Raw genomic sequence first — 11,826 nt, 5'->3', positions numbered from 1 at the left:
GGATCGTCCCGCACAAGTCTTAAGGATCCGCCCCGGACAAGCCCGGCCGCGCGCGACGCCGGCGACCGGCGAGCCCGTCGACCAAGCCGTCGACCGCGCTGTCGACAACACTGTCGGCGGCCGCGCGGACGGCCCGGATCGGCCCGCGCAGCCCGCGGGCCGCGATCAGGTGCAGGGGCAGGCCGATTGCGGCGAGCAGCATCAGGCCGTCCCACCGGTCCCAGGCGGGCCCGTGCGGCGCCAGGAGGAGGAAGACGCCGCTGACGATGTAGAGTTCGAAGCTCGCCCGCCCCAGCAGGCCGGCCGCGGCGCGCGGCGGCCCGCGCAGCCGGCCGGCGACCGCCAGCGCGAACACCGAGCCCGCCGCGGCCGTCGCGGCGAACAGCACCGGGTCGCCGTACTGCCCGGTCGCGACGTGGACGAAGTTCCGCGGCGCGCAGAGCAGGAGCACGGCGAGGCCGCAGGCGCCGAGCAGCGCCGACACGTCGAACGCCCGTGGCCCGAGCCGCAGGCCCGCAACGTAGAACGGCAGGGCGCCCACGAGCGCGTGGACCTGCCAGTACGGGAACGCCCGCGCGCTGCAGGTCCACGACAGGGCCAGGGCGCCGCCCAGGACGATCCAGTAGCCGCCCGGGAAGGTCGCCGCGCGCGCCGCGGCGTCGATCACCCGTACAAGCCCCAGGGCGACCAGGAACCAGAGCACGCCCAGACCGAAGTCGCGGCCGCACAGCACGTCGCCCAGCGCGTCCCCGGGCGACAGAGTGCCGGCGAGGGCCTGGGGCACCAGCGCGAGGGTGCCGAACGCCAGCGTCACCGCCACGAGCCGCAGCGCGGAGCGGCAGGCTTCGCCGAGTTTCGCCTCGCCCTTGATCCGGTCGACCATCCCGCAGAGCAGGAAGAAGAACGGCATGTGGAAGGCGTAGATGACCCGCCAGACCGCGAGGGCCGGCCCCGGCTCGGGCCCCGACGGGCCGTAGAAGACGGGCTGCAGCAGGTGGCCGGAGAGGACCAGCAGCACGGCGAGACCGCGCGCGGCGTCGAGCTGCAGGTCGCGGGGTGGGGGCATCGGGTCGGTTCGCGGCGTCGGAGCGCCGATGATGCCGCGCCGAGCCTTAGCAAGCCGTGTCACCGGATCGCGGGATTCAACCTAGATTACGCCTCGTCGGCGCGGCGCGGCGGACGCCGCCGGCGCCCGCGCCTCAGCCGGCGACGAGCGCCCGCGCCCGGCGCAGCCACCGCAGGGACGCCTCGACCAGGGTCGGGCTGCGGTGCTTGAGGATCGCCGATTTCAGGAGCGTCCTCGGCACCTCCCAGAGCTGGACGGACCCGACCGGGAAATGCGCCACGTCGCCCGGCGTCAGGTGGTGGCGGCTGCCGTCGGCGTCGGTGACGAAGACCTCGCCGTCGAGGATGGTGATGATCTCGTCGGCGTGGTGGGTCCAGCGGAACGTGCTGGCCGTGGTGCGCCACAGGTAGACCTGCGCGCTGCCGTCATGGGTCCGCGAGACCTCCGCGACCTCGGTGACGGGGTCGCCGGAGACGACCCAGTCCGCCGGGATCGGCGCCGGGGCGAAGGCGGCGCCGCCCGATCGGACCGCCGTGCTGGCGACGGGACGACCCCGCTCGTGCAGCCGGATCTCCGCCGCGAGGCCGACCAGGGCGAGGCCGACGAGGAGGGCGGCGGTGAGCGGCTTCTTCACGTTGGGCTCCCCACCCCGGCGCGGACGGTTCCGTCCGCGCATCCGCCAAGATGGGTAGAGGCTCGGACTGCCCCGTTCCAGGCCGCCGCGCCGAACTTCGCGCGTTTAGCTTAACCCGGGCGCGCCGGATCCGGGGCCGCTCAGGCGGCGTCCGCCCGGCGCTCCGAGATCCAGCGCGTCGCGTCGGCCCGTGGGGCGACCACGTCGGTGTCGATGCGCAGCTGCGGGCTGTAGGCCGGATCCTCCGCGATGACGTCGCCCCAGCGGCGCAGGAAGCGGGCGATCTGCGAGCCCGGCGCGAAGCTGGTCTGCCGCGAGGCGCTCTCGTGGTGCGCCATCTCGGCGAAGGGCGTGTAGACGATGCGGTAGCCGAGCTGCCGCATTTTCAGGCAGAGGTCGACGTCGTTGAAGTCGAGGGCGAAGCCCTCGTCGAAGCCGTTGACCGCCTCCAGCACCGCCTTGCGGGTGGCGAAGAGCGCCCCTGTCACCGCCGAGCAGTCGCGCTGCGTCAGGGCCCAGTCGCCGTAGGTCGGCTCCGCCGCGTCCCGGTTGTACCAGGGGTGGGCGAACACGTCGAAAATGCCGCCGGTCATGCCGGCATGCTGGATCTTGCCGGTGGGGAACAGCAGCCGGCCGCCGGCGCCGCCGACGCCGCGGTCCAGCGCGAAGGTCAGGAGCGCCTCGATCCAGCCGGGGCGGCGCACGACGAGGTCGTCGTTCATCAGGATGACGAGGTCGGTCTCGGCCGCGCGCCAGAGGGTGTTCATCTTGGCCGCGTAGTTGAACCGCTCGCCCGGCGCCCGGGTCGTCAGCAGGCGGGTCACGGTGAAGCGGTCGGAGCGGCCGCGGTAGATCGCGTCGTCGGCCACGTCGTCGCCGATCAGCACGCGGATCCGGTCGGCCGGGTAGGTGCTGCGGCCGAGACTGTCGAGCAGGTTGATCACGTGGGGCTTGGCGCCCTCGACGGCGCGGCCCTGATCGTCCTTCGGGCGGCTCTGGTTGGTCGGCACGACCAGGGTCACGGCCGGCCGCGCGTCGAAGCTCCGGCGGATCTCCAGCGTGTCCGGGGTCAGCCCCGGGGCGGTGCGCAGCGGCATGCCGGAGGCCTCGAACCAGCGGTCGAGGGCGTGGGCGCGCGCCGTGCGCGTCGCCTTCGGGCGCTCCAGCGGCGAGGCGATCAGGGTCTGGGGGATCCGGTCGATGCCGATCCCCGCGGAGATCGCGCCGAGCAGGAATCGGAACCACGCGGCGCTGCCGTGGCGCAGGCCGAAATCGGGGCTCAGGCCGGCCAGGGCCGAGACGCGGATCAGCAGCGGGAAGCCGATATAGTCGTCGGCCATCAGGAGGGCCGGGTTGAAGGCCGGCTTGCAGTGGACGCTGCGGACCTGGCCGGCGCCGTCCACCACGGCGTCGTCGCCGTAGAAGATGCCGATATCGGGCCGCTCCGCCAGCGCGCGCGTCAGGTGCGCCGCGAGGTCGGGGCGCAGCTCGGAGGCCGCGGGCGCGACGAAGATCGCCCGGCAGGCGGGGAACTGGCCGGAAGCGACCTGGGCGAGCCGGCGCTCGTCGAGGGGACGGAGCTGCCCGTCGAGGGGCAGCGGCAGGATCGCGTCCGGCCACGGGAGCGTGCCCCACGAGGCCGACGGGGCCGGGACCGGCTTCTTCTTCAACACGGGTCGCGTCTCCGGGGATTCAGGACCGTTCGGCGGCCAGGAGGCGGGTCAGGCTCGCCTCCATGGCCCGCGCCACCGCGCCGATGGACAGCCGCTCGCGGATGCGGGTCCGGGCGGCGGCGCCGATCCGGGCCGCGTCGCCGCCGGTCACCGCCCGGGCCGCGTCGTTGAGGGCCCGGGTGAGGTCCGCCTCGTCCACCTGGCCCCACTCGGCGCCGCGCAGGTACGGGCCGTAGGTCTGGTCGAGGGCCGTGACCTCGGCCTTCACGGGGAAGCCGCAGGTGGCGTCGAGGAAGTCGCGGCAGCCGCCGTAATCGGTGGCGACCACGACCTTGCCCATCTCCATCGCCTCGGCGATCGTCAGGCCGAAGCCCTCCGAGGAGTGCGACGAGGCGTAGACCGCGCAGAGGTCGAACAGCGCGCCGAGCTCGTTCTGGGAGAGCGGCTGGTCGATCACCACGACGTCGCCGGACGTGCCCACGAGGTCGAGGAGCTTCTTGCCCTCCTCGGGCAGGTCGAACACGTGCTTGGTCTTGAGCACGAGCTGCCAGCCGGCCTGCCCGAGACCCGCCGCCCGGAAGGCCCGGATCAGCGCGTGCGGATTCTTGCGGGCGAGGTAGCTGGAGCCGTCGAAGGCGTAGAGGATCACCCGCTTGGACGGGTCGATCGCGAAGGCCTTGCGCAGGTTCGCCTTGGCGGCGGCGCTCACCGGCTCGCCGGCCTCGTTCTCGACCACGTAGGGCACAACGTCGACCGGGATGTCGGTGATCTGCCGGAAGATCGCCGCGCAGAACTCCGTGGGCGCCCAGATCGCGTCGAGGCCGTCGACGGTCGGCAGCCAGCCCCCGGGCACGTGCGAGGTCTCCCAGACGAACAGCCCGATCTTCAGCCGCGCCTCGGCGGCGATCGCCCGCTGCCGGTCGCTCATCAGCGAGTGCCAGCTGTCGCCGTTGAAATGGACCAGCGCGACGTCGGCGGGGCCCGAGAAGGTCCGGGCCTGCCACGCCGGCGCCACCCGGGCGTGGACGTGGAACGGCCGCTCCATCGGGTGGACGTTCAGCGCGAAGGGGGTCCGATGCAGGGCGCGGGCGTAGCTGCGGGCCGCGACGCCGAGGCCGTTGGCGTAGTTCATCGGCGAGACGTAGGCGACGCGCAGCGGCCGCTCCGGCGCCCGGGGCCGGCGCAGGTCGGCCCAGATCCTGGCCCCCGGATACGTGTAGGTCACGTCGAGCCGGTCGAGGTCGAAGCCGCGCTCGGCGATCGCCTCCCGCACCGCCGCCCCGCCGATCGCGGCGTGCTCGCCCAGCAGCGAGCGCTTCACGAACGGGAAGCCCTGGCTGAGCATGTTCTCCCAGTCGAACAGGGTGCGGTTGTTGCGCGGGTCGTTGACCAGCGACATGTGCTTGTTCTGGGCCGAGAACAGGCTGCGCATCCCGAGCCCGGCCGCGCGCATCCGCTGCGAGAAGGTCAGCTCGTACTCGGTGATGACCGCGTTCTTGTCCGGCCAGTTCGCCACCGACAGGAGGAAGTGGTTGAACGCGTACGAGGACAGGCAGCGCCGCTTCAGGGCCAGGAAGAAGCTCTGGAGGTGGTGGCTGTAGTAGAAATTGTCGGCGAGGCCGATCACCGCCTCCGGGAAGGCGTCGATCTTGGCGAGCAGGCCGGCGAAGTCGTCGCGGTCGAGGGGCCCGACGAGGCTGTCGTTGGCGAGGTAGAGCGTCTCGGAATCGAGGAGGTCGGTGTCCTCCAGGAGGACATGCGCCCAGGCGGCGAAGTCGAAGCCACTGTTCTCGCGCAGGTAGACCGAGGCGCAGAGATCCAGGATCGCCTGCGGCACGGCGTTCTTGTGCTGGTCGGCGGCGATGATCAGGACGAGGTCGGTCCCGTTCTCCGCGAAGGCCTTGAGGTAGGGCTCGACGTGGCCGCGGATCCGCCCCTCGGGGCAGTGGGTGATGAACAGGGCCGTGCGGCCGTGCCGCCGGGGCTCGCGCTTCAGGCAGGAGAGGCGCGCGTCGGAGGCTTCCGGCACCGCGGCCCCGGGGACGCGGCGGGTCAGGCGGCCCGCCTCCAGGCCGGTGGTGACGTAGTCGATCAGCGGGTTGAGGCCCAGCGCCGCGACCTTCGGGTAGCGGGCGCGGTACCAGGGCGCGTCGAAGCGCGGCGACGGGCTCGTCGTGCGCCCGTCATCGGCGAGGAAATGCGCCAGCGGGTTCTGCCCCGCTGCGCCGTCGGCCGCGTCGTCTTCAAGGTAGGTCTCGGTGTACCAGCGCGTGGCGAACCAGGGCCCCGGGTCGAGGCCCTCGGCGGCGCCGTGCTCCAGGTAATGGACCAGCGGGTTGAGGCTGTCGGCCCGCACCGCGGCGGACTGGGCCGCGTACCAGTCGGGATCGAACAGCGGGTGGGGCGCGTAGCGGCGGTAGCCGCCGGCCATCACGTAGTGCTCCAGGGGCTCGAGCCCGCTGGTCTCGGCCTCGGGGCAGCGCTCGCGGTAGAACGCGGCGTCGAAGAGCCCCGACCGCCGGATCAGGTCGACGTGCCGCGACAGGCCGGCGAACTCCTCCGGGTTGCGCAGGTAGCCCTGCTTCCGGCCGGTCTCGAAGAAGTGGCTCAGCGCGTTGCCGCCGGCCGCGCGGGCATCCGGGTAGCGGGACAGGTACCAGGCGGTGTCGAACTGAGGCGACGGGTCGGTGTCGCTGCGCGACAGGAAGTCGGAGAACGCCCGGGCGCGGTGCTCCGCGCCGCCGAGGTAGCGCGTCGCGTACCAGTCCGGATCGAACAGCGGGTTGGGGCGGATGCCCGCCGCGGCGCCGCGGTCGAGGTAGTGGAGCAGCGGGTTGGTGCCCTCGGCCCGGAGGCCCGGGACGGATTCGAGGTAGAGGTCGCCGTGGAAGAGCGGGTGCGGCCAGCGCCCCTCGCGCCCGCCGTGGACCGCGTAGTGCACCGCCGGATCGATCCCCTCGCCGACCACGTCGGGGTAGCGCCTCGCGTACCAGGCCGGGTCGAACAGGCCGGATTCTTTGACCGCGCGGACGAGGTCCGCCTGGCGGGGTTCGGTGCGGCGGCGGCCCTTGAGGCGCCGGGTCAGCGGGCGCGCGAGGGACTGCGCCGCGCCGGCGAGGCCGGCCTTCTCCGACGATCCGACGACGAACACATCTCGAAGGCGCATGGTCAGGTCCGGATACGCGGGAAGCCCGCAAAGCTGCCCACGCCGCGATCCGCGAGAGACATCAGAGGGTTCGGCCGGTCCGGCGGTCGCGGGTGAGGATCGCCCCGGCTTGGGCGCCTTCCTAAAGGTCCGGGTCGCCCACGCCAAGAGCGGGGCGGGATCGGCGTCCGACCCATCGCGGGCGGCTCCGGCCTCGGCGAGGGCGCCGGACGTTGCCAACGCGGCCGCGAACGGGCGTGCGGCGATCCCGACCTTGCCAGCCCGGCACCTGAAGCCCCACACTTGCGGGATTGGCCGGCGGGTCCCGCGGGGCCCGGGCAGGAGATGGATATCGGCATGACGCAGGGGATCAACCCGGCCACCACCCTGGACGACGGCATCGTGGCGACGGCGGAGAGCTGCCTCGCCGATGTCGGCGCGGCGCGGGAGGCGATCCACGGGGTGATCTTCGGCCAGGAGAAAGTGGTCGATCTCGCACTCGTGACCATCCTGGCCGGCGGCCACGGCCTGCTGGTCGGCCTGCCGGGCCTCGCCAAGACCAAGCTGGTCGAGACGCTGGGCACGGTGCTGGGCCTCGACGCGCGGCGCGTGCAGTTCACGCCCGACCTGATGCCCTCCGACATCCTCGGCACCGAGATCCTGGAGGAGGACGCCGAGCGCCGCCGGGCCTTCCGGTTCGTGCAGGGGCCGGTCTTCACCCAGCTCCTGATGGCCGACGAGATCAACCGCGCGAGCCCGCGCACGCAGTCGGCGCTGCTGCAGGCCATGCAGGAGGGCCACGTCTCGGTGGCGGGCGCCCGCCACGACCTGCCGCGGCCGTTCCACGTGCTCGCCACCCAGAATCCGATCGAGCAGGAGGGCACCTATCCCCTGCCCGAGGCGCAGCTCGACCGCTTCCTCCTGGAGATCGACGTCGGCTACCCCGACCGCGCCGCCGAGCGGCGGATCCTGATCGAGACCACCGGCGTGGACGAGGCGCGCCCGCGGGCCGTGATGTCCACCGAGCAGCTGCTCACCGCCCAGCGCCTCGTGCGCCGGCTGCCGGTGGGCGAGGCCGTGGTCGAGGCGATCCTCGACCTCGTCCGCGCCGCCCGGCCGGACAGCGGCGACGCCATCGTGAAGCACAAGCTCCTCTGGGGGCCCGGCCCCCGCGCCAGCCAGGCGCTGACGCTCGCAGCCCGCGCCCGGGCGCTGATCGAGGGCCGGGTCGCGCCGTCGGTGGCCGACGTGAAGGCGCTCGCCGAGCCGGTGCTCAAGCACCGGATGGCGCTGAGCTACACCGCCCGCGCCGACGGCGAGACCATCGAGGGCCTGATCGCCAAGCTCGCGGAGAAGCTCTGACTTTGGTCGCGACGAACGCCCTCGACGCCGGCAGGCGCACCCCCGGCCGGCGCGAGAGCGAGGGCGCGACCGCCCTCTCCGACAAGATGCCCCGCCTCGTCCTGGAGGCGCGCCGCGTGTCGAGCCTGCTGGCCCACGGCCTCCACGGCCGCCGCCGCGCCGGGCCGGGCGAGAGCTTCTGGCAGTTCCGCCCCTTCGTCACCGGCGAGGCCGCGGCCCGCGTCGACTGGCGCCGCTCGGCCCGGGACGACCGGCTCTACGTCCGCGAGCGCGAATGGGAGGCGGCCCACAACATCTGGCTGTGGATCGACCGCTCGGCCTCGATGGGCTTCGTGTCGGACCTCGCCTCGGCCCCGAAGATCGAGCGCGCGCTGATCCTGGGCCTCGCCCTGGCCGACGCCTTCGTGGAGGGCGGCGAGCGAGTTGGCCTCCTCGGGCTGACCCGGGCCAGCGCGTCGCGGGGGATCGTCGAGCGCCTGGCCCAGGCGCTCGTGGCCGACACGGCCGGCCTCACCCAGGACCTGCCGCCCCGGGCCAGCCCCGCCCGCTTCGACGAGGTGGTGCTGATCGGCGACTTCCTGACCGAGCCGGACCGGATCGCGGCCTCCGTTCAGAGCCTCGCCGGCCGCGGCAGCCGCGGCCATCTCCTCATGGTGGCGGACCCGATCGAGGAGACCTTCCCGTTCACCGGCCAGGCCGTCCTGCACGATCTCGAGGGCGGCCTCAGCCTCGATATCGGCGACGCCGACGCCTGGGGCGCGCGCTACCGGGCCCGGATCGCCGAGCACCGGGCGGCGCTCGCCGCCATCGCCCGCGGACAGGGCTGGACGCTGACGATCCACCGCACGGACCGGCCGGCCAGCGAGGCGGCCCTGCGGCTCGCCACGCTGATCGCCGCCCGCGGCACGGAGTGAGGCCGCCATGCTGGGTCTGACCTTCGCGGCGCCGCTGGCGCTCGCCGCCCTGATCGGCCTGCCGGCCCTGTGGTTCCTGCTGCGGGTGACCCCGCCGCGCCCGCGCCGGATCAACTTCCCGCCGCTCAAGCTCGTCGCCGACCTGATCCCGCAGCGGCAGACCCCGGCCCGGACGCCGCCCTGGCTGCTGATCCTGCGGCTCCTGATCGCCGCCGCGCTGATCCTCGCGGTCGCGGGTCCGGTCTGGAACGCCGGGGGCGTCGGGGCCGGGGGCGGCCGCAGCGCGCTCCTCGTGCTCCTCGACAACGGCTTCCCGGCCGCCCACGACTGGCGCGACCGCCTGCGCGTCGCCACCGACGCGGTCGAGGGCGCCGCCCGGGACGGCCGGCCCGTCGCGGTGATCGGCCTCGCCGACGCCCCCGCGGCCTTCGAGGCGAAGACGCCGGCCGCCGCCCTGGAGCGCCTGCGCGCCCTCGCGCCGCGCCCGATCCTCCCCACCCGCGACGCGCATCTCGCGACGATCGAGACCTTCCTCGACAAGAACCGGGGCGCCGGCCTCGTCTGGATCAGCGACGGCGTCGCCGGCGCGGGCGACACGCGCTTCGCCAAGGGGCTGGCCGACCTCGCGGGCGACAGGGGCGCGGCCCTCACGGTGCTGCGGGCCGACAGGCCGTCGGCCCTCGCCCTCACCGCCACCGAGAACGCCGGCAAGCTCGTGACCCACGTCCTGCGGGCGGCGCCGAACGGGCGCGACGCGGGCGTGATCCGGGCGCTCGACCAGAAGGGCCTGCCGCTCGCCGAGCGCGACTTCGCCTTCGGGGCCGACGCCACCGAGGCGGACGCGACCTTCGAGATGCCGGTGGAGCTGCGCAACAGCATCAGCCGGCTGGAGATCGCGGGCGAGCGCTCGGCCGGCGCCGTGGTGCTGCAGGACGAGCGCGGCAAGCGCCGCCGGGTCGGGCTCGTGTTCGGCGGCACCCTCGACCAGGCGCAGCCGCTCCTGGCGCCGACCTACTACCTGTCGCGGGCGCTCCAGCCCTTCGCGGACGTGCAGGAGCCCCGGGGCGCCAAGGGCACGGCGGACTCGATCAACCAGCTCCTCGACAATCAGGTCTCGGTCCTCGTGCTGGCCGATGTCGGCGCGCTCGACGAGAAGACCACCGCGCGGATCGAGAGCTTCGTGAAGGACGGTGGGATGCTGCTGCGCTTCGCCGGCCCGCGGCTCGCCGCCGGCAACGATCCGCTCGTGCCCGTGCGGCTGCGGCGGGGCGGCCGGACGCTCGGCGGCACGCTCTCCTGGGACAGCCCCAAGACCCTGGCCCCGTTCCCGCCCGAGAGCCCCTTCGCGGGCCTGACGCCGCCGGCCGATATCGGCGTGCGCCGCCAGATCCTGGCCGAGCCGGACGGCGACCTGCCGAACCGGACCTGGGCGTCGCTCCAGGACGGCACGCCGATCGTCACCGCGCAGAAGCGCGGCCAGGGCACGATCGTGCTGTTCCACGTGACCGCCGACACGACGTGGTCGAACCTGCCGCTCTCCGGCCTGTTCATCGACATGCTCCGGCGCGTCGTGGCGCTGGCCGGCGCCGCGGCGCCGGTACAGGGGGACGCGACGCGGGCCGCAGCCCCGGTGCTCGCGCCGCGGGTGACGCTGGACGGGTTCGGCGCGCTGGGCTCGCCGCCGGCCTCGGCCACCGCGGTGTCGGCCGACTACGCCGACCGGGCGAACCTCGAACATCCGCCGGGCTTCTACGGCCCGCCGGACGGAGGCATCAGCGTGAACGCCCTGAAACCGGATGACCGGCTGAAGCCCCTCGACACCGCCGCGCTCGAGGGCGCCCGGTTCGGATCCCTCGCCGGCGCCGAGACCCTGGACCTGCGGCCCAGCCTGTTCACCCTGGCGCTGCTGCTGCTGGCGCTCGACACCCTGGCGGGGCTGTGGCTCGGCGGCTTCCTGCGCCGCGGCGGTCTGGCGGCCCGCCTGCGCGGCCGGCCGGCCGTGCTGGCCCTCGCCGGCCTCGTCCTGCTCGCCGCCCTGCCGGCGCGCCCGGTCCGCGCGGAGGAGCCGCCGGCCAACCGACCGAACGGCATCGAGTCGGCGCTGGTCACGCGCCTCGCCTACGTGATCACGGGCGACGCCGCCGTCGACGAGGCGAGCCGCACCGGCCTCACCGGCCTGACCCAGATGCTGGCCGCGCGCACCGCGCTGGAGCCGGGCGAGCCGGCCGGGATCGATCCGGCGAAGGACGAGCTGGCCTTCTACCCGCTGATCTACTGGCCGATCGCCCCGAACCGGCCGCAGCCCTCGGACGTCGCGATCCGCAAGATCGACGCGTTCATGCGCAACGGTGGCACGGTCCTGTTCGACACCCGCGACGCGCTCACCGCGCGGCCGGGCGGGCCGCCCACCCCGGAAGGAGCCTATCTCCGGAAAATGCTGGCGACGCTCGAGGTGCCGGAACTGGAGCCGGTGCCCCTCGACCACGTGCTGACCAAGGCCTTCTACCTCGTGGACAGCTTCCCGGGCCGCTACGCCACGGGCCAGACCTGGGTGGAGGCGCTGCCGCCCGCCGCCGAGGGCGCCGAGCGCCGCCCGGCCCGCGCCGGCGACGGTGTGAGCCCGATCATCATCACCGGTAACGACCTCGCCGCCGCCTGGGCGGTGGGACGCCGGGGCGAGCCGCTCTACCCGGTCGTGGGCGGCGACCAGCGCCAGCGCGAGATGGCGTTCCGGGGCGGCGTGAACATCGTGATGTACACGCTCACCGGGAACTACAAGGCGGACCAGGTCCACGTGCCCGCGCTGCTGGAGCGGCTGGGGCAGTGATGGGTTCGAACACACGGCGCGCGGCCGCCTCTCCTCACTCCTCTGCATGCCTGCAAATTCGAAGCGCGCGCGCGGCGCCGCGTCGGCAGGACGGGGCGCGGGTCCCCGCTCCCGTGCGGGAGAGGGACACGGTGAGGGGCCAGATCTCTCCGGACGCGGCGCTCCCTGCCGGCACATCGACGGCGTGCTCGAGCCTGTACCTTCC

7 protein-coding genes are annotated in these 11,826 nt (G+C 73.9%); 3 read left to right on the top strand and 4 right to left on the bottom strand.

Annotated elements, in window-relative coordinates:
• Positions 1-19 precede the first annotated feature (19 nt).
• From ACX9MN_RS29350 to ACX9MN_RS29335, 4 genes are all read right to left on the bottom strand, one after another.
• Positions 20-1,066: an acyltransferase family protein gene (locus ACX9MN_RS29350; protein ID WP_489726147.1), complete on the bottom strand. Its 1,047-nt coding sequence runs from the start codon at positions 1,064-1,066 to the stop codon at positions 20-22.
• A 133-nt stretch (positions 1,067-1,199) separates the two neighbouring features.
• Positions 1,200-1,700, bottom strand: coding sequence for a cupin domain-containing protein (locus ACX9MN_RS29345; RefSeq protein WP_489726146.1), 501 nt, complete (start codon positions 1,698-1,700; stop codon positions 1,200-1,202).
• A gap of 140 nt (positions 1,701-1,840) precedes the next feature.
• Entirely contained in the window at positions 1,841-3,373 is a 1,533-nt protein-coding gene (locus ACX9MN_RS29340; protein ID WP_100251399.1) for a glycosyltransferase family 2 protein, read from the bottom strand.
• Between the two features lie 19 nt (positions 3,374-3,392).
• Complete coding sequence (locus tag ACX9MN_RS29335) at positions 3,393-6,539, bottom strand: rhamnan synthesis F family protein (protein ID WP_489726145.1); 3,147 nt, start codon at positions 6,537-6,539, stop codon at positions 3,393-3,395.
• A 336-nt stretch (positions 6,540-6,875) separates the two neighbouring features.
• Between ACX9MN_RS29335 and ACX9MN_RS29330 the strand changes: the two genes are divergently transcribed.
• From ACX9MN_RS29330 to ACX9MN_RS29320, 3 genes are read left to right on the top strand one after another with little or no spacing between them, the layout of a single operon-like run.
• Positions 6,876-7,880, top strand: coding sequence for an AAA family ATPase (locus tag ACX9MN_RS29330; RefSeq protein ID WP_489726144.1), 1,005 nt, complete (start codon positions 6,876-6,878; stop codon positions 7,878-7,880).
• Between the two features lie 2 nt (positions 7,881-7,882).
• Positions 7,883-8,794 carry a DUF58 domain-containing protein gene (locus ACX9MN_RS29325; protein ID WP_331304529.1) on the top strand — a complete coding sequence of 304 codons (912 nt, stop codon included), beginning with the start codon at positions 7,883-7,885 and terminating at the stop codon, positions 8,792-8,794.
• Positions 8,795-8,801: 7 nt separating this feature from the next.
• Positions 8,802-11,621, top strand: coding sequence for a DUF4159 domain-containing protein (locus tag ACX9MN_RS29320; RefSeq protein ID WP_489726143.1), 2,820 nt, complete (start codon positions 8,802-8,804; stop codon positions 11,619-11,621).
• The last annotated feature ends 205 nt before the right edge of the window (positions 11,622-11,826 follow it).

It is taken from the genome of Methylobacterium sp. 1A (genome assembly GCF_058072805.1).
This window is presented reverse-complemented; position numbering and strand designations above follow the sequence as displayed.

Excerpts from the sequence above, each read along its gene's own strand:
- ACX9MN_RS29350 (WP_489726147.1), bottom strand. The coding sequence starts at position 1,066 with ATGCCCCCACCCCGCGACCTGCAGCTCGACGCCGCGCGCGGTCTCGCC.
- ACX9MN_RS29335 (WP_489726145.1), bottom strand. The coding sequence starts at position 6,539 with ATGCGCCTTCGAGATGTGTTCGTCGTCGGATCGTCGGAGAAGGCCGGC.
- ACX9MN_RS29330 (WP_489726144.1), top strand. The coding sequence starts at position 6,876 with ATGACGCAGGGGATCAACCCGGCCACCACCCTGGACGACGGCATCGTG.
- ACX9MN_RS29320 (WP_489726143.1), top strand. The coding sequence starts at position 8,802 with ATGCTGGGTCTGACCTTCGCGGCGCCGCTGGCGCTCGCCGCCCTGATC.